Source organism: Brumicola pallidula DSM 14239 = ACAM 615 (assembly GCF_000428905.1).
Lineage (GTDB): Bacteria > Pseudomonadota > Gammaproteobacteria > Enterobacterales > Alteromonadaceae > Glaciecola > Glaciecola pallidula.
On the sequence record NZ_AUAV01000024.1, the window covers coordinates 66,660 to 86,087 of the forward strand.

Here is a 19,428-nt window from a genome sequence, read left to right on the forward strand (position 1 = left end):
TCTCATTTTAAAGTTTATTTTTAGGTGTTGCTACTGACGTTGGTTCTGCTGTCTCAGTGCGTTCTGAATGCGCGTCGTCGTTGTCAATTGTGCCAGGTACGTAATCGAACCCACCCGCATGCATTGGGTTACATTTCATTATTCTTTTTACAGATAGCCAAGTTCCCTTTACTAATCCGTGTCTTTCTAAGGCTTGGTGTGCGTAACAAGAACAGGTCGGATGAAAACGACAATTTTGTCCTAGCATTGGAGATATCAGAACTTGGTAAACTTTTATCAATGTTCTAAACGGCAGTGTTAGCACAGAAAGAAGCCTTGGGACGTCTGGATCTGGGTTTATTTTGCCGGTTGATTGCACCGAAGAGTCATCTTTCGCCATAATTTCTCTAATTGAATAACTAGTGCTTGGTTCTCCATTTGACCAATGCCTTGTTTCGCGATAACGATAATATCAACATTTGGTAGCTGATGTCTTTGTAATCGGAAGCTTTCTCTAATAATTCTTTTTATTTTGTTACGATCAGTCGCATTTTTGACTTTTTTCTTAGGTACAGTAATACCTAAACGAGCTGTTTTGTGTTCATTGTGTCGAGCTAAAATAGTGATGTGATTAGATACGGCAGGAATGGCTTGGTCAAATACAAAGGAGAAGTTTTTGGGAGTCAACAAACGTGACTCCCTGGGAAATGAGTGATTTACCAGTTTAATATGTTTTACTCACACATTAAGCTGATAATTTCGCTCTTCCTTTTGCTCTGCGATTTGCAAGAATTTTGCGACCATTTTTAGTGGCCATGCGAGCACGAAATCCGTGTGAGCGTTTGCGCTTTAAGTTACTTGGTTGAAAAGTTCTTTTCATGACCTGATCTCTACTTGTTTCAATTTAGCGTTGAAGCATTAGTTTCAACTTTTATGAAACCTTGCTTGGAAATGGACGCAGAATGATAGAGACCCTTAGTCGCATTGTCAATGTTTATCAGCGTATAAAGGGGTATTTATTTAAATTGTGCATAAATATCAAGCATTGGTGGTTTTTATCCACATTTTTTTAACTGGCAAGTAATTTATATGTGTTTGAGTGACGTAAAAAGGACGTAATTATTGCGTATTATGGTGTTACTGATACAATAAATTGAACAAATACAGGAGGTTATCCCCAGGTAAAGTTGTTATATAACAGTTATTTAGCAGTTTAAGGTGGGTTAGAGGTTATTGAACTAAAAGAATTCCCAATTATCTGTGGATAAATCGGTGAAAATCCCCTATTCTTATTGCCCTTTTTAAAAGACTAGCTAGAAAAGTGAGCCGTCAGAAGTGAAGCTTGTTAGTTGGTTTAAGTCGACCCAAATGGAGGTAGTCAGTTGAGTATAAGTTGGGAGCATTGCCTGGAGTTACTAAAGGAAGAACTTCCTTCTGAACAATTTAATATGTGGTTAAAGCCGCTTCGGTCTGAATTCAACGGTGAATATCTCCATTTATTTGCAACTAATCATTTTATTCTAGATTGGGTCAGAGATAAATATCATGGCATGATCACTGAAAGCCTTCGGACATTATACGGCCAGGATGCACCTAATCTAATAATAACAGTGCGTAGTATCGCTCAACAAAATGCGATGATGCAGCAGGAAGACTCGGTCAACATAAATTCCGCACATACACGTAATACTACGTTAGGCGGACAAGCATCATTGAGTGATAACATTCAATCACACACCAGCAACCAAACTAACATCCTTGATAATGCACAGAATGGCAATCAAGGCGATACTATTCAAAATAATAAGACACAAAGTCATCCGGCTCATATCAACGACAACGCTTCCGAAAATACCAATCAAAACAATGTAGATAATCGTCGTGCGCAATCGATGCATGCAAATAAAAGGCATCCGCAAGGCAGCGATGCTTATAAGGAAGGAACTGTTTTTGATCGCAGGAAAGTCAGTGTAGGAAAAAATAGCAGTGGTTCGCATGATCTCGCAGCACAAAAAAATCAGTCCGAACATAATGGTCATTTGTCGGAGCCACCAGGAAGTAGTAATCAAAACCCATTTTTAAATAAACAAAATGGAGCATCTCCTTCCTCAAATGCCGGTACTGGAATCGATATTAATCTGGGTAACCACAATCAGAGTAAGCAGGGATACTCACAGGCAAATAAAGTGGGTGAATATTCACAGTCAAATAGATTTAGTCAATATTCGGTTCAAAATAGTAAGGTAGGAATGAATCAAAATACAGACCGTGGCAATGCTGCTGCGGGATCTGTCAATGTGCATAAAAGTAACGTGAATCCTGAATATACTTTTGAGAATTTTGTTGAGGGTAAATCCAATCAGTACGCGCGCGCGGCAGCAATTCAAGTAGCCAATAATCCGGGGAAGTCATATAACCCCTTATTTTTATACGGCGGTACTGGCCTAGGTAAAACGCATTTAACACACGCGGTTGGTAATGGCATTTTGGCTAACAAACCGGATGCTAAAATTGTATACATGCACTCTGAGCGGTTTGTTCAAGATATGGTAAAGGCCCTACAGAATAATGCGATAGAAGAATTTAAGCGCTTTTATCGTTCAGTAGATGCGTTGCTAATCGATGATATTCAATTCTTTGCAAATAAAGATCGTTCGCAGGAAGAGTTTTTTCATACCTTCAATGCATTGTTAGAAGGTAATCAACAAATTATTTTGACGTCGGACCGTTATCCAAAAGAAATTGATGGCGTAGAGGACCGACTCAAGTCACGTTTTGGTTGGGGTTTAACAGTCATTATCGAACCACCTGAGTTGGAAACTCGCGTAGCAATTCTGATGCGCAAGGCCCACGAGTGCAATGTTCGTCTTCCAAATGAAGTGGCATTTTTTATGGCTAAACGATTGCGTTCTAATGTTCGTGAATTGGAAGGCGCACTAAATCGCGTAGTAGCAAACGCAAATTTTTCTGGTAGACCTATTACAATCGACTTTGTTCGCGATGCATTGCGGGATTTACTTGCCTTACAGGACAAGTTAGTTACTATTGAGAATATACAAAAAACAGTGGCAGATTATTATAAAATCAAAGTCGCTGACATACTGTCGAAAAGACGCAGTAGAAGTGTTGCTCGGCCTAGGCAAGTTGCCATGGCACTAGCTAAGGAGCTAACAAACCACAGCTTACCCGAGATTGGTAATGCTTTTGGTGGAAGAGATCATACGACGGTTATTCATGCTGTAAGAAAAGTTGTGCAACTTCGTAATGAAAGTCATGATATAAAAGAAGACTATAAAAATTTAATAAGAACGCTTTCTTCATAATAATTTTAACGAGAAGACATAAATGAAATTTACCATTAGCCGTGAAGGTTTATTACAACCTCTTCAACTTGTCTCTGGCGCGGTTGAACGACGCCACACATTACCCATATTATCCAATGTATTAATTAAGGTTAGTGAGGGGACACTGTGGTTAACAGGTACTGATTTAGAAGTTGAACTGATTTCGAGTGTCAAGCTCTCTGGCAGTTTCACAGATGGTGAGATTACGGTTCCTGCTAAAAAATTAGTTGATATTATTCGCGGTATTAATGGTGAAAGTAATATCATTTTTGAAGTTGAAGAAAACAAGGCCATTATAAAATCTGGTCGAGGCAAGTACACGTTATCGACACTGTCCGCTAGTGACTATCCTAACCTTGACGATTGGGAGGGTGAAGTCGAGTTTGAAGTGAAGCAATCAGACTTAAAAGGGTTAATTGAGAAAACCCATTTTTCAATGGCCCAGCAAGATGTTCGCTACTATCTTAATGGTATGAGCTTAGAAACGGAAGAACATATTATTCGGACGGTAGCAACAGATGGCCATCGACTTGCTTTGTCAACGCTTGATTACGTTGCGTCGGCATTGCCTGCACGTCAGGTAATTATTCCGAGAAAAGGTGTATTGGAAATCATTCGTTTAATTGACTACAACGACACGTTGGTTAAAGTACAAATCGGCAGCAATCACATTCGAATCTATTCAACAGACTTTATTTTTACAAGTAAATTGGTTGACGGTCGTTTTCCAGATTACAGAAGAGTGCTACCTAAGGGTTCCGACAAATCGGTTTGGTCCTCAAGAGAGTTACTCAAAGCGGCGTTTTCGAGAGCGATGATCCTGTCAAACGAGAAATTTAAAGGTGTTCGGTTAAATTTGGTAAGTGGCGAATTAAAGATAACAGCGAATAACCCAGAGCAAGAACAAGCAGAAGAAGTCGTTGATGTAAATTACGAAGGCGAGGATTTGGAAATAGGTTTCAATGTTGCTTACCTAATCGACGTATTAAATGTGTTGAATTCAGAGAACGTTATCTTTAATTTATCTGATGCTAATGCAAGTGCGCTGATCCATGCGGAAGGTGATGAGTCAGCGTTGTATGTCATCATGCCTATGCGTCTATAATTACTATCAAGGGCAAATCGTAGCCTTTATGCATTTATCCTTAGTGCAACTTGCTCAGTTTAGAAATTTTGAGCATGTTGCGTTCTCCCCCTGTAAATCTCTTAATATTATCCACGGTGCTAATGGCACCGGGAAGTCTTCGATTTTGGAGGCGGTCCATTTATTAGGATTCGGCCGTTCGTTTAGGACAAATCGGCAAAGCTCCATAGTTAAACACGGCACTGATACCGCAACGGTGTTTAGTCGTTTAGTTGACGAAGAGGGCGTTGAACAACGAATTGGTTGTTCAAGAAATAAGTCTGATGGATTCGAGTTTAGTATTAATGGAGAGAGAACCAAGAAGCTCTCAGATGTTGTTCGTAAAATTCCCATGCAGATTTTCACGCCACAAAGTAGTGATTTGATCATTGGACAACCGATGCTGAGAAGGCGCTTTGTTGATTGGGCATTGTTTCACGTGAAACATAGCTACTCTGATTTAATGTCGGCGTATTCAAAAACCTTAAGTCAGCGTAACGCTCTATTAAGAAATCATGTAAATAGCGGAACGGCAATAGACAGTCAACAGTTCGATTATTGGAGTGATTCCTTGTGCCGATATGGCAATTTGATTTCGGACGCTAGAAAGAGCTATTTGGCATCAATAAATGCTGAAGTTGTTGCACTTTATAGTCAATTTATACCTGAGTTCAAGATAGAACTAAGGTATAATACTGGATGGGATAGGGGCATGCTATTTGAAGAATCTCTTAGGCTTAAACAGTCACGTGATTTGCAATATGGATACACCACGGTTGGGCCTCATAAAGGCGACATTAAGTTCACCGTAAATGGTCTGAGCGCTTCTGAAAATCTGTCAAGGGGTCAACTCAGAATATTAGTGTCTATATTGCAAATTGCACAAATGAAAATGTTTTCTGCTTTAAGTGATAAATCAACTATCTACTTAGTAGATGATATAGCGGCGGAGTTGGATTTGAAAACGAGGGAGCATTTTCTGGACTTGATCCTTGAAACAAATACACAGGTGTTTGTGACGGCGATTGAGACTTCACAATTTGAATTCACAAATAAATATAATGATAAAAAAGTGTTTCACGTGGAACATAACCAAGTGAACGAGGAGTAAGAAATGTCAGAACAGAATTACGATTCTTCCAGTATTAAGGTTCTAAAGGGATTAGATGCCGTACGTAAACGTCCAGGTATGTACATCGGTGATACCGATGACGGAACTGGTTTACATCACATGGTTTTCGAAGTTGTTGATAACTCGATTGATGAGGCGTTAGCTGGGCATTGTAAAGATATCGTAATTAAAATTCATTCTGATAACTCTGTCTCTGTAAGCGATGATGGTCGAGGAATACCAACAGAAATTCATGAAGAAGAAGGCGTTTCCGCCGCTGAAGTTATTATGACCGTATTGCACGCCGGCGGTAAATTTGATGATAACTCTTATAAAGTATCCGGCGGATTACACGGCGTAGGTGTATCGGTTGTAAATGCGCTTTCAAAAAAACTGACTATTAATATTCGTCGCAGAGGCGAAATATTTGAACAAGAATATAACATGGGAGTGCCATGCGCTCCGCTAGCGGCTACTGGTAAAACTGATAAATCAGGGACTACTATTCGCTTTTGGCCAAGTGAAGAAACATTTACTAATATTGAATTTCACTACGATATATTGGCAAAACGAGTTCGTGAACTTTCATTCTTAAATTCAGGTGTTTCCATAATTCTTGAAGACGAAAGGGATGGTCGTAAAGACCACTTTCAATATGCTGGCGGTATTAAAGCCTTCGTTGAATATCTAAATACAAATAAAACAGTAGTTCACCAAAAAGCGTTCTACTTTGATCTGCACCGAGAAGATGGTATTTCAGTAGAAGTTGCAATGCAATGGAATGACGGTTTCCAAGAAAATGTTTTTTGTTTCACTAATAACATACCTCAAAGAGATGGCGGTACTCACTTAGCTGGTTTCCGTGGGGCATTAACAAGAACACTAAATACCTTTATGGAAAAAGAGGGTATGAATAAAAAACACAAAACCAGTGCTAGTGGCGACGATGCTCGCGAAGGCCTAACTGCTGTCATTTCGGTTAAAGTTCCTGACCCTAAGTTTTCTTCACAAACTAAAGATAAATTAGTTTCATCTGAAGTAAAAACTGCTGTTGAAAGCGCGATGGGAGAGAAGCTTGGTGATTACTTAATTGAAAATCCAAGTGAAGCACGAATTATTGTAGGAAAAATCATTGATGCAGCAAGGGCTCGCGAAGCTGCGCGTAAGGCTCGCGACATGACTCGTCGTAAGGGCGCTTTGGACCTTGCGGGCTTGCCAGGAAAGCTAGCTGATTGTCAGGAAAAAGATCCTGCACTATCTGAACTATATATAGTAGAGGGTGACTCTGCTGGAGGTTCTGCTAAGCAAGGTCGTAACCGTAAAAACCAGGCCATACTGCCATTGAAAGGTAAAATACTTAACGTAGAAAAAGCGCGTTTTGATAAGATGTTATCTTCCCAAGAAGTCGCTACGTTAATTACTGCTCTTGGTTGTGGTATAGGTCGCGACGAGTATAATCCTGAGAAATTGCGCTATCACAGTATTATCATAATGACTGATGCTGATGTCGATGGTTCTCATATTCGAACCCTTTTGCTAACATTTTTCTTCCGCCAGATGCCCGAACTTATTGAACGTGGTTATATTTATATTGCACAACCACCGTTGTATAAAATTAAGAAAGGGAAGCAAGAGCAGTATTTGAAGGACGATGAAGCATATAATAACATGATTACATCGATTGCCGTTGATGGCTCAAGTCTTTACTTTAGTCCAGATGCACCGCCTATTAAAGAAGTTAGCTTAGAAAGTATGGTAAAGCTTTTTCAATCTACCCAGACTATGATAAGTAGAATGCATCGTAGAATGCCAAGTTCGATATTGAAGCAACTGGTTTATTTAGAAGTAATGACGACAGAAAGCTTAGGAGACAAAGAAAAATTAAGTCGCATAGGGCAATCTTTAGTAGATCAACTTGGGACATCTGAAGATGATGGACAAAGTTTTTCCTTTAACATTAATGCCACTGAAAATGGATTAAATGAACTCGAAATCGTAATGAAGATGCACGGCATTGATTACAATTACTCGTTTACTCAAAGCTTCATTGAAGGTTCTGAATATAAGAAAATAAGAGCGTTGAACGAAACCATTAACGGCTTGATGGAGGAAGGATCTTACATTCAGCGCGGTGAAAAAACACACGCAGTAAGCACTTTCGAAGAAGCATTAGTATGGTTAATTAAAGAGGCTGAACGTGGCCAATACAAGCAGCGTTATAAAGGCTTAGGTGAAATGAATCCAGAGCAACTTTGGGAAACCACCATGGATCCTTCGCAACGTCGTATGTTACAGGTGAAAATTGAGGATGCGATTTCAGCTGATCAATTATTTACAACCTTAATGGGTGATCACGTTGAACCACGCAGAGACTTCATTCAGACCAATGCCTTGAATGTTGAAAACTTAGACGTATAACAATATCAAAATCAGAAAGGTGCTCGTATGTGAGCGCTTTTTTTTATGTCTAAAAAAGATGAACAAGAAAACAAGCCATAAATTAAACCATCATATCTGATATGGTTAAAAATCTAACAGAATCGCATAAAATGCACGTTGCAAAATCACCACTACGTAATATTTCACTAACCCTATATATATCAGTTACTTATAATAATATTATCAAACTCCGTTTCGAGCCTGTAACGTCGCAAAAGAAAAATCGCTATAGGGAGTATTTTAAAGCAATAAATAGTCCGGGATTTACTTCACTAAATGTATTAAAAAATATCCACAGTATAATGCTATAAAACGTAAACTATTTATTAATCAATGGCTTACTGTGTAGGAGAGATACAAGTACAGACGTTTTATCAAATATATAATAGTAATTGTAATGATGGTTAATGACGCTAAGAACAATAGTCACGGATCATCGCCGCTTCGCAATTAGTAAGGACAATTAGGAAAATTCACACAAGAACAATGTGCACTTCTATATGACGATTTAAGCAAATCATTCTCCGTGTTGTTGTGTGAGAGCAGCGCGACGCCCTAGATGTATTGCCATTTCGCCACCAAGCACTAAACTGAGCGATGCAGGTCAAACCATCGTTCGACCATTTAAGTCCATCAACGAAAATGAACCTAGAACCGGATTGCAAATGACCACCAATAATTCCGTTTGCTTAATTATCTGCCTTAGTAATGGTAAGTTCGGGTTCGTTGTTATCTGATATATCAAATTCAAATGTAAATAAGCCAGTGTCTGCTGGCACAAATTGAATGTTTTGACTGGTCTGCTCGCAGACTAATTCCACCGCATCATACAATTCAACTCTACGCGGTGAGTATTCGAAACCACAATTAAACTCCGGCGACCAACTTGCATTAGCGACTTTAAAATCATATGGCTGACCATCAGCAATTAACTCAATCGTAATGGTATAAAACTCGGGACGAACTCGGGTAAACTTAAATTGATCGCTTGCTTCCCACCAATTAAAGACACCGCGCAAATACATATCCTCGTAGTTTTTATCTGGCTCAAAGCTGATCAAGTTTCTAGCGGTCTGAGTTGAACAAGCACTTAGCGCAGCTAAACTCACTACCGCTACTGTTAACTTAATAAATTTATGCATCACCACTTGCCCTTAAACTGCTAAGACAGAAACGTCCGCTACAGACAAGAACAGCTGTCTGGCTTTGCCAACGAGGGCAACACGGTTTGATTTTACCAATTCGTCATCGGTCATAATCATGACATCATCAAAAAAGTTATTCAGTGGGGTTTTCAACACGGTCAACGATGCCAAAACTTGGTCATACGACAAGGTCTCAATAAGTTGAGTAACGTCGCTTTGTGCACTTTCTAAAGCGCTAAATAATGCTTTCTCTGCATCTTCGCTAAATAACGCCGGGTTAATAGAAGGTAATGCATCGATATCGATAGCATTTTTGTTTAAGATATTAGCTACTCGTTTGTTTGCTGCTACTAAATCAACTGCGCTATCCATTTTCTTAAACGCCGTGACGGCTTTAATGCGCGCATCGAAATCAATGGCAGTAGTGGGTTGCTGTGTCATAACAGCACTAACCACATCTCCTGAAATGTCTTGGTCTTGATAGAAAGGTTTGAATCGATCTAATAAGAACATATGCACTTGAGTTGCTGTTTGTGTATTCGACAATTTGTCAGCATAAATACTAACAACACTGTCGACCATCTTTTGTAAATCAAGTGGTAAGCTATTTTCAACTAGAATACGCAATATACCAATTGCAGAACGACGCAGTGCAAATGGGTCTTTGTCGCCTTTTGGTAGTTTACCAATACCAAATATACCAACCAATGTGTCAAGTTTCTCGGCGAGTGCCAACACATAACCTGCGGTCGATGTTGGCAACTTATCTCCTGCGAAACGCGGCAAATATTGTTCTTCAATAGCTAATCCAACTGCTGCATGCTCACCATCATGTAAGGCATAATGATGGCCCATGATCCCCTGAACACTTGGGAACTCCATAACCATATCACTCAACAAATCCGCTTTGGCTAATGCTGCAGCTCGCGAGACATGTGTCGGATCCATATCCAATGCCTTGGCAATGCTCTGACTGATTGCCACCAAACGTGCAGTCTTTTCAGCAACTGTTCCGAGTTCTTTTTGAAATAGAACCGAGGCTAACTTTTCTGCCTTAGAGGCTAAGGTTGTCTTTTTATCTGTTTCGAAGAAGAATTTGGCGTCGGCCAGGCGAGGACGAATGACCTTTTGATTCCCTTCAATCACTTGAATAGGGTCTTTACTTTCAATATTTGATACGAACAAAAAGTGTGATGAAAGTTGACCGTCTGCGCTCAATAACGGCACATACTTCTGGTCGTCTTTCATGGTGTAAATAAGCGCTTCTTTGGGAACATCTAGAAAATCAGCTTCAAACTTCGCTGACAAAATAACAGGCCACTCCACCAGAGACGAAATCTCCTCTAACAGAGCCCGATCATAATCAGGACGCAGTCCCAATTCTTTTGCTTTCGCTTTAAGAGCCGCTTCGATGGTATTGGTCCGTTGAGCGTAATCGGCAATCACATATTGTGCTGTTAACGCGCTCGCGTAATTATCTGCATGCGCTAATGTGAAACGATGCTGACCATGAAAACGGTGACCCGATAGCTGATTTGCAGACCTTAATCCGAATAATGAGACAGTTAGCACTTCGTCTCCAAACATCACACATAATGTATGTACGGGGCGTATGAATTCAGCCGATGACAACCCCCAGCGCATTGGCTTTGAAATTGGTAACTTGTTAACAGCTGTTTGTAAAACGTCCTGCAGGACGTCCTTTAATGCTTTACCTTTGACTTCTGCAACATAAAGTAGCCACTCACCTTTGTCGGTCTTCAGCCTTGATGCTTGAGCAACGTCTATACCATTGCCTTTTGCCCAACCTTGAGCCGCTCTAGTCGCGTTGCCGTCGGCGTCGAAAGCTGAGCTTACCGCAGGACCGCGCTTTTCAACATGACTATCAGGCTGAGTCCCAGCGCAGTTTTTAACCACCACTGCCAAGCGTCTAGGCGCTGCATACGACGCAATGGAATCAAATTCAAAACCAGACTTACTCAGTTCATCATGCATGTTTTGTGTGAAGCTTTCAGACAGCTTCTTGAGAGACTTTGGCGGTAATTCTTCGGTGCCCAGTTCAATTAATAAATTTTCTTTGATAACAGTCATTGTTAGGCCCCCCTGTCAAGTTTATTGGCGTTGGTATGCTCACCCTGTATATTTTTACAAAGAGGAAAACCAAGCGCTTCACGTGTTGCATAGTACATCTGCGCACATGCTTTTGATAAAGTACGAACACGTAAAATATAGCGTTGCCTTTCTGTCACAGAAATAGCATGGCGGGCATCTAATAAGTTAAAGGCATGAGAAGCTTTCATTACTTGCTCATATGCCGGTAATGGTAGCTGTGCGTCAATTAATTTATTGCTGGCTTTTTCACATTCATCAAAGGTTTTAAAAAGGAAATCAACATCAGCATATTCAAAATTATAAGCGGACTGTTCTCTTTCGTTCTGCAAAAATACATCACCGTAGGTGACTCTACCCATAGGGCCGTCAGTCCAAACCAAATCATAAATGCTATCAACACCTTGAATATACATAGCTAAACGTTCAAGACCATAGGTAATTTCGCCAGTAATCGGTTTACACTCAAGACCCCCTACTTGTTGAAAATAGGTAAATTGCGTAACTTCCATACCGTTTAACCACACTTCCCAACCCAAGCCCCATGCGCCAAGCGTTGGTGACTCCCAATTGTCTTCAACAAAACGGACATCGTGTACCAGAAGGTCAAAGCCAAGCATTTCAAGCGAGCCTAAGTAGAGCTCCTGAATATTATCAGGGGAGGGCTTTAACATTACCTGAAATTGGTAATACTGTTGCAAGCGGTTCGGGTTTTCACCATAGCGGCCGTCAGTAGGCCGACGACAAGGCTGAACATAAGCGCTGTTTATTGGCTCTGGACCAAGAGAACGAAGGAATGTCATTGGATGAAATGTACCTGCGCCTACCTCCATATCAAGAGGTTGAATAATAACGCATCCCTGAGATGCCCAATAGTCTTGCAATGCAAGGATAAGACCTTGAAAGGTCTTGCTGTCGTATTTTTGCATAAGTGCTAAATTCTTCTATGCCCAGTGTGTGAAATTCAAATATACGTTTGTGCAAATCATTTTAGGCAGTACTCATCATTTGGATGACAAATACACACTGCTGATCAACGGGGTCGCCAATGCCTAAAAATATAACTTAACTAACGCAAAAAATAAGCTGTAGAGTATACCGCCTAGTGGACTCAATTGGTAACCCTGCACCTCAGATATTCAATGTGTGCGCGTAAAAACATGTTTTTCAACAAAATCGTTGTCTTGTAACGCGTAAATCACTAGTTTTATGCCCGATAAGCTCTATGCTAGTGCATCTGGATTTTACCGGTAACCGCGCAAGGAAGTAAGCAATGAGTTATATTTTGAGCACTAACAAACCGCGAGAGACGACCAAGTGTGCCTGGGAAACCTCTGACCCTCAATATGTTGCTTATCATAATGAACAATGGGGAAGACCTATTTTAGGCAGCCGCGAGTTGTTTGCAAAATTGTGTTTGGATGGTCAACAAGCCGGATTGAGTTGGTTAACCATATTACGTAAACAGTCCAACTATGAACAAGCCTTCCACCAATTTAATCCGCAACAAATTATTAAGATGAGCGAATGTGATGTTGCTAATCTAATGCAAAATAAGGGCATAGTACGTAACAAGTTAAAAATACAATCGATAATTAAAAATGCACAAGCTTATATAAATATAGAAACGACAATGCCATTTAATGCTTATTTATGGCAGTTTACCGATTTTCGTGTTATTAAAAATAACTGCAAAACAAAAACTGATGTTGCCACGGCATCGATAGAATCTGGACTAATGGCCAAAACACTAAAAAAAGCAGGCTTCAGTTTTGTGGGTAGCACAATTTGTTATGCATTTATGCAAGCGGTTGGAATGGTCAATGATCATTTAGTGGCTTGTCCTTGCTACGCAGAAATAGGTGCAGAACAAGCCAATGTTGAGGGCAAGTTATTGTTGTTGCAGCGCAGTGTAACTAAAACCTGATTGCGATTAGCAACTAAAGCCTCTTAACCTAACTATTTCTTCCTGAATTCCACTTTCAGCTTCACTTTCAACCTGCTCTCGCTGCTTGTCTTGTTGACGTCTTTCTTGTTTGCTTAAGGCACCGCGCTCTTCATGAGTTGGGTAATTTTTAATTTTATCAAATAAGGCATGCAACTTAGGGAACGATAGTGAGTAATCCGGAATGTTTTCTATGGGCAGCGCTTTTAGCAAACTGCATATTCTAATTGCCCCTTCCGAATAGTTGCACTGCTGTTGCTGCATTGCAAACGCAATCGTTTGGATGCTTTGCACCATTGAATCTACGCGCTTGCTTATCGCGCTTTGTTGGCGTGCTTTTTGTTGCTTTAGCAAAAAAAGCAATCGGCCAGTATATATAATTAGGCCGATAACCAATATCGCCCCAAAACCACTAAGTATTGTTTGTATCATTTCTCTGCTTAATCTTTGAAGTCATCTATATTAATTGCGTCTAAACCGGCAAGTGGATCACCTTCGTCTTCATTTTCTTCTGCAGTATCAATTCCCAGCATGCCACAAAGTACTAAGTGACGAGCCAAATTTATGTTCACATAGTCTTGCTCTAACTTGGCTAAGCCCTTTGTTTCTCGCTTATCCAATAGTTTTTGTAATTTTTCATCAGCTTCAATAGCCTCCAATTCGTGCTTTGGTGTTCTATATGTAACCTTTTTTTCAACAGCCTGACTGCTGATTTTTTTATGGCGTAATAAATCAACAGGAACTTTACTGCCAAAGCGAGGATCCTTCCTCTGGTTCTGTCTTGCACTCTCAGCAGCTTCAATAACACTATTTCTAGTACCCGATTTGTTACCATTTTTCTTTCGTGTACGGTCTGACGGGGTGCGTACTATTGGAATAGTCGATTTTGGCGTGCCTATTTGCCCGCCTTTTCTAGTTTTCTTGCTAGCCATTTTTGCCTCTTACTTGCGATGCCGTTACTCTCTTTTATTTACGCATTAAAACGCTTTTATTGAGACCGCATAGCGATTATGTTTCATGATTTATTGGTATTATACCTGAGCCGGAGGGGTTATTGATAAGGGTAATTGATAATTCTTTTTTTTGCGCAGGGAATTTATTTAGAAATGCTGGGTCTACATGGTTAGAGTGTTGATTAGCTGAGACAATTTATGTACCCAGAGGTGATGCCATTTATCAGTGGTCCGTTGCAAGCGCGATAGGGATCTAGAAAGAAAAAAGGTGATAGCCAAAGCTATCACCTTAATTTAATCAGTGTCTAATGACACCTCTCCCGTATAGCACATCATGTGCTTTGTTGTTCATAATGTTACTTTTCTCTTTTTATTATTATTAGCGAAATAGTAACGAACTTTGTTCTAGGTCTTCCTGACGCTTTATTATTATATTATTTCAGAGACAACGCTTGACTATTGGTAGTGAGAACTACCGCTAGAGCCGAGCTGCCCCTGAAAGATGAGTTGATAATACCCTATTAAATAAAATTTACAACTTATTTACAAATAAAAATTAATTTAAGTAAATTAGTATAATCCGCTCAAATACTTAGATAAAACGTCAATATCGTCATCGGTCAATTTTGCAGCAATATCAGCCATCATACCGTTGTGACTGTTTGCTCTTGTACCATTTCTAAACATTTTTAACTGCGAGCTAGTGTATTCTGCGTGTTGCCCACTTATTACCGGAAAGCCTGCTAAACCCATGCCTTTTCCTTTTGGTCCATGGCAAGAAATACAAGATGTGATCCCTCTTTCAGCATTGCCACCTCTATATAAAGCTTGGCCCGCTTCGATAACATCTTCAGGTGCTTCGCCTGCTTTTTGGTCTTGACTAGAAAAATAAGCGGCTAAATCAGCAATGTCTTGGTCAGATAATCCAGCCGCCATGCCATTCATTACTGCATTGTTGCGACCTTCTTTGCCGCCGGTACGTGATGCTAATCTATACTCAGTTAATTGCTTAACCAAATAACCTTCATGCTGACCTGCAATCTTTGGATTCATTGGAATTAAACTGTTACCATCGCTGCCATGACAAGCTGCACAAGTTAGTGATTTTGCCTTTCCTGCCGCTGCTTCGCCTTTCGCAAACGCGAGGGAAGTCGTACCTAAAATCAAACAAACAAGCAAACCTAGTTTTTTCATACATAATCTCTTTATACTGGTGATTAGCAAAGCATATTTCTCAAATCGCATTGAAGAACGTGGTATTGTACACAAATATCGGCCGAAAAAAACTCTTCCACACGCTTTGTATGGATAAAATAAATGATTGGTAACCATTTCCGCAAATTTTTGGTTACAATACACTCAATATCGGCTTTACTTGACAAAACTCCAATTCAACATTCTTTCTTTAAAAGTGAAAACATGTCCTATTTTACCAAAGCAACTTTCCTAACCAGCGCACCCAGTATTGATCATCTAACTAATTCCGATGGAATGGAAGTTGCCTTTGCTGGCCGGTCTAACGCAGGCAAATCAAGTGCACTGAACACACTGACTAGGCAAAAAGGTCTGGCTAGAACCAGTAAAACGCCCGGCAGAACGCAATTAATTAATATGTTCGAGCTTGATGACGAACGACGTTTGGTTGATTTACCAGGTTATGGCTATGCGAAAGTGCCACTGGAAATGAAATTAAAGTGGCAGAAATCGTTAGGTGAGTATTTACAACAGCGTAAGTGCCTAAAAGGCCTTGTGGTGCTCATGGATATTCGTCATCCACTAAAAGACTTGGATCAGAACCTCATTCACTGGGCTGTTGAAGTTAATTTACCCGTGCTGATACTGTTGACCAAAGCCGATAAATTAAAATCAGGCAAGCGTAAAGCACAAACCTTAATGGTTCGAGAAGCCGCTATGGCATTTTGTGGTGACGTAACGGTGCATTCATTCTCATCACTTAATGGACTTGGAGTGCCTGAGTTAGAGCAGATTTTGTTTAAATGGCTCGGGCTTGAAAAACAGATAAAAGACAACGTTGATATGTCAGTATAATAAGCTTAAAAAAAAGCCCCATCAAATCGATGGGGCAAATTGTCTGGGATTGACAACACATTCACAGTATAGGACGAGTCATTTCCCAAATAGTTCAGATTACTTTGAAAAAGCCTAGAATGTATTGTTATCTTAGCCTTTGTGTGACGTACATCAAACCCCGATGTGTCGTTTTGTTAGGAGTACATGATCTTCAAATATGCTGATTAATCAGCATTATTAGTGAGCTTCATCCCAATTATTACCAATACCAACATCCACAATTAATGGCACATCAAGCTGCACCGCGTTTTCCATTAAGGCTTTAATTTTTGCCACATATTCGTCAACGTAATCCTCTTTGATTTCGAAAACCAATTCATCATGCACTTGCATAATCATTAAAATTGCTTGGTCATTAATATCGTTGATCCACGCATCAACATCGATCATTGCTTTCTTAATAATATCAGCCGCGGTGCCTTGCATCGGAGCATTAATAGCAGCACGCTCAGCGCCTTTTCTGCGCATCGCATTACTTGCTTTAATATCGGGCAAGTATAATCGACGACCAAATACAGTGCTAACATATCCTGCTAGTTTCGCGCCTTCTCTGGTTGATTCCATGTAGGTTAGTACACCAGGGTAACGTTCAAAATATAAATCCATATATTGCTGGGCATCATGTCGCCCAATATTAAGTTGCTTAGATAAGCCGAAAGCTGACATCCCGTAAATCAGGCCAAAATTAATTGCCTTGGCACTTCGTCGCTCATTTACTGAGACTTTTTCCAATGGCACGTCAAAAACTTCAGCAGCGGTGGCGCTATGAATATCTTTACCTGATGAAAACGCGCTCACCAATCCTTTATCTTTACTCAAATGAGCCATAATACGTAGTTCAATTTGACTGTAATCGGCCGCGACCACTTTATAACCAGGACGCGCAATGAAGGCTTGGCGAACTAGTCTGCCTTCTGATGTTCGAATCGGAATATTTTGTAAATTAGGATCAGTAGAGGACAATCTGCCGGTTGCCGTGACTGCTTGATGATAAGAAGTATGCACACGGCCGGTTCGATGGTGGATCATTTTAGGTAGTTTATCGGTGTAGGTGTTTTTGAGCTTGGTTAAGCCTCGGTACTCCATAATTTTCTTTGGAAGTTCATATTCAAGCGCAAGTTCCTGCAGTACTTCTTCTGACGTAGATGGCGCACCTTTGGGCGTTTTCTTTACCACCGGCAAGCTCATTTTGTCGAACAAAATGTGTTGTAACTGTTTAGTAGAACCTAAATTGAACGATTCCCCGGCTAACTCATGAACTTCTTTTTCAAGCTCCATAATACGCGTAGCTAAGGTTTGGCTTTGTTGGCCTAACAGTTGGCTGTCAATAAGCACGCCGTTTTGTTCCATTTTTGCTAATACCGATGACAGTGGCACTTCAATGTCATTTAACACCGTTAGCAATTGGCCTTTGTCCTTAAGCAACAATTGCAGTGCTTCGTGTAACCGCAAAGTTACATCGGCATCTTCGGCAGCATAGGGAGCTGCTTCTGCTAATGCAATTTGGTTAAAGGTGATTTGTTTTGCACCTTTACCCGCAATGTCTTCAAAATGAATCGTGTTATGGCCTAGATATTTTAGCGACAGGCTGTCCATATTATGGCGGGTTGCAACGCTGTTCAGTACATATGACGCGAGCATCGTGTCAGATAAAATCCCTTGAAGTTTAATCCCGTAATTGGCGAGCACGTTTTTGTCGTATTTTATGTGCTGCCCAATTTTTTTCGCCGACGGATCTTCCAAAATAGGTTTTAATTGTGCCAGCACGTCGTCACGTTTAAGCTGTTCTGGTGCTCCCGGATAATCATGTGCCACTGGTATATAACATGCTGTGTTTTCGCCGGTAGCAAACGAAAATCCAACCAACTCAGCTTGCATGTAGTCCACACTAGTGGTTTCTGTATCTAGGGCGTAGTAAGTCGCGGCCTTCATTTTAGTAATCCATTCACCAAGCTGTTGCTGGGTTAGCACTATTTCATATTTAGATTTATCGATTACTTGTAAAGAAGCATGTTCATTCTGTGCGTTATCATCTGCAGATGTTTCTGCGTCCATAGATAGCGGCTTACTTACTGGACTGGCATTACCTTCAACACCGTCACTGACTTCCACTAGCCAGCGTTTAAATTCATATTCAGCAAAAAGAATGCGCAGTTCAGACTTATCCATTTCACCCATGTTCAGCGTCGCTGGCTCATATTCCAACTGCAAAGCACATTCTATTGTGGCCAATTGGTAAGACAACATGGCTTGTTCTTCATACTGGGCTATTTTAGCGCCCATTGTTTTAGCACCACGAAATTCCAAAGTCGCAATTTTGTCTAGGTTTGCGTAAATATCTTTTACTCCACCAATACCGTTAAGCATGGCGACGGCGCTTTTATCGCCAACACCCGGGATACCCGGGATGTTGTCCACCTTGTCGCCTTTCATTGCAAGGTAATCTATGATCAGTTCAGCCGGTACACCAAATTTTTCTACAACGCCATTTATATCCATTGTTGTATTTGTCATGGTATTAATGAGCGTGACATGTTTATCAACGAGTTGCGCCATGTCTTTGTCGCCGGTGCTAATAACACATTCGATCCCTTGCGCAGATGCTTGGCGCGCCAGAGTACCAATGACGTCGTCGGCCTCAACGCCGCCTTCAACGATAATGGGGAAACCCATCGCTTTGATAATTTTGTGCAACGGTTTAATTTGTGAACGCAGTTCGTCAGGCATCGGTGGACGGTTTGCTTTATATTCTTTATAAATGTCGTCTCGAAAGGTTTTGCCTTTGGCATCAAAAATGACAGCAATATGACTGGGCTTATAAGTTGCCATTAAGCTACGCAGCATATTCACTACGCCATAAATGGCACCTGTATCTTGGCCTTTCGAATTAGTGAGAGGAGGTAACCCGTGAAAGGCTCTGAATAAATAAGACGAACCGTCAACCAGGACTAACGGGCTTGTTGATTGTTTTTCCATCATTTGCTCATGTTAATACTTTATGGAGTGAAGAATGCCATATTTATTGACGTGTAGCCACCAAATGCTTTTTTAAAGCCTGTGGATAAGTCTGTGGCTAAAATGTGATGAACAGCGTTGCCGATACGTTTTAATTTTCAGAAAAACGTATTCCGTATGGGGGTAGTACTACAATAATGACTGAGGAAAACTGAATCCTTTTATTTTATTATT

At 40.5% G+C, this 19,428-nt stretch carries 16 protein-coding genes and 1 pseudogene; 7 read left to right on the plus strand and 10 right to left on the minus strand.

The features are described 5' to 3' along the window. Positions 1–7 precede the first annotated feature (7 nt). Genes yidD through rpmH form a run of 3 tightly spaced genes read right to left on the minus strand, consistent with a single transcriptional unit; the run spans position 8 to position 859 of the window. Complete coding sequence (gene yidD, locus G399_RS21610; RefSeq protein ID WP_081585694.1) at positions 8–379, minus strand: membrane protein insertion efficiency factor YidD; 372 nt, start codon at positions 377–379, stop codon at positions 8–10. Continuing rightward, complete coding sequence (gene rnpA / locus G399_RS0109865; RefSeq protein WP_026843625.1) at positions 337–669, minus strand: ribonuclease P protein component; 333 nt, start codon at positions 667–669, stop codon at positions 337–339. The genes yidD and rnpA overlap by 43 nt, the downstream gene beginning before the upstream one ends. Before the next feature lie 55 nt (positions 670–724). Further along, entirely contained in the window at positions 725–859 is a 135-nt protein-coding gene (rpmH, locus tag G399_RS0109870) for a 50S ribosomal protein L34 (RefSeq protein WP_006007908.1), read from the minus strand. A gap of 502 nt (positions 860–1,361) precedes the next feature. Here rpmH and G399_RS22845 point away from each other — a divergent pair. From G399_RS22845 to gyrB, 5 genes and pseudogenes are all read left to right on the plus strand, one after another. Continuing rightward, a pseudogene (locus G399_RS22845) lies at positions 1,362–1,538 on the plus strand (DnaA N-terminal domain-containing protein); the annotation flags it as partial. Positions 1,539–1,871: 333 nt separating this feature from the next. After that, complete coding sequence (gene dnaA / locus G399_RS22850; RefSeq protein WP_425304080.1) at positions 1,872–3,302, plus strand: chromosomal replication initiator protein DnaA; 1,431 nt, start codon at positions 1,872–1,874, stop codon at positions 3,300–3,302. A 22-nt stretch (positions 3,303–3,324) separates the two neighbouring features. Then, on the plus strand, positions 3,325–4,428 hold the full coding sequence (dnaN, locus tag G399_RS0109880; protein ID WP_006007904.1) for a DNA polymerase III subunit beta: 1,104 nt from the start codon (positions 3,325–3,327) through the stop codon (positions 4,426–4,428). Between the two features lie 28 nt (positions 4,429–4,456). Then, positions 4,457–5,557 (plus strand): DNA replication/repair protein RecF, encoded by a 1,101-nt coding sequence (gene recF, locus G399_RS0109885; protein ID WP_026843626.1) that lies wholly within the window; start codon positions 4,457–4,459, stop codon positions 5,555–5,557. Positions 5,558–5,560: 3 nt separating this feature from the next. Further along, the gene (gene gyrB / locus G399_RS0109890) at positions 5,561–7,975 is read left to right on the plus strand and encodes a DNA topoisomerase (ATP-hydrolyzing) subunit B (RefSeq protein WP_006007899.1); all 2,415 of its coding nucleotides are present in this window, start codon (positions 5,561–5,563) and stop codon (positions 7,973–7,975) included. A 710-nt stretch (positions 7,976–8,685) separates the two neighbouring features. On the opposite strand, the gene G399_RS0109895 is transcribed toward gyrB, so the two are convergent. Genes G399_RS0109895 through glyQ form a run of 3 tightly spaced genes read right to left on the minus strand, consistent with a single transcriptional unit; the run spans position 8,686 to position 12,179 of the window. Further along, the gene (locus tag G399_RS0109895) at positions 8,686–9,138 is read right to left on the minus strand and encodes an early set domain-containing protein (protein ID WP_034896763.1); all 453 of its coding nucleotides are present in this window, start codon (positions 9,136–9,138) and stop codon (positions 8,686–8,688) included. 12 nt (positions 9,139–9,150) lie between these two features. Beyond that, positions 9,151–11,232, minus strand: coding sequence for a glycine--tRNA ligase subunit beta (gene glyS, locus G399_RS0109900; protein ID WP_006007895.1), 2,082 nt, complete (start codon positions 11,230–11,232; stop codon positions 9,151–9,153). 2 nt (positions 11,233–11,234) lie between these two features. Continuing rightward, on the minus strand, positions 11,235–12,179 hold the full coding sequence (glyQ, locus tag G399_RS0109905; protein WP_006007893.1) for a glycine--tRNA ligase subunit alpha: 945 nt from the start codon (positions 12,177–12,179) through the stop codon (positions 11,235–11,237). Between the two features lie 344 nt (positions 12,180–12,523). Between glyQ and G399_RS0109910 the strand changes: the two genes are divergently transcribed. After that, positions 12,524–13,177 carry a DNA-3-methyladenine glycosylase I gene (locus G399_RS0109910; RefSeq protein WP_006007891.1) on the plus strand — a complete coding sequence of 218 codons (654 nt, stop codon included), beginning with the start codon at positions 12,524–12,526 and terminating at the stop codon, positions 13,175–13,177. A 6-nt stretch (positions 13,178–13,183) separates the two neighbouring features. Here G399_RS0109910 and G399_RS0109915 read toward each other — a convergent pair whose 3' ends face one another. The 3 genes from G399_RS0109915 to G399_RS0109925 form a co-directional block, all read right to left on the minus strand. After that, positions 13,184–13,627, minus strand: coding sequence for a DUF2489 domain-containing protein (locus G399_RS0109915; protein ID WP_006007889.1), 444 nt, complete (start codon positions 13,625–13,627; stop codon positions 13,184–13,186). 8 nt (positions 13,628–13,635) lie between these two features. Continuing rightward, positions 13,636–14,127 (minus strand): Der GTPase-activating protein YihI, encoded by a 492-nt coding sequence (gene yihI, locus G399_RS0109920; protein WP_006007887.1) that lies wholly within the window; start codon positions 14,125–14,127, stop codon positions 13,636–13,638. Positions 14,128–14,718: 591 nt separating this feature from the next. Beyond that, positions 14,719–15,342, minus strand: a complete 624-nt coding sequence (locus G399_RS0109925; RefSeq protein ID WP_006007885.1) for a c-type cytochrome — start codon at positions 15,340–15,342, stop codon at positions 14,719–14,721. Between the two features lie 225 nt (positions 15,343–15,567). Between G399_RS0109925 and yihA the strand changes: the two genes are divergently transcribed. Continuing rightward, complete coding sequence (gene yihA / locus G399_RS0109930) at positions 15,568–16,197, plus strand: ribosome biogenesis GTP-binding protein YihA/YsxC (RefSeq protein ID WP_006007883.1); 630 nt, start codon at positions 15,568–15,570, stop codon at positions 16,195–16,197. Positions 16,198–16,416: 219 nt separating this feature from the next. Here the strand turns inward: yihA and polA are convergent, their stop codons facing one another. Beyond that, a complete protein-coding gene (gene polA / locus G399_RS0109935) occupies positions 16,417–19,215 on the minus strand; it encodes a DNA polymerase I (RefSeq protein WP_006007881.1) in 2,799 nt (932 codons plus the stop codon). Positions 19,216–19,428: the final 213 nt, after the last annotated feature.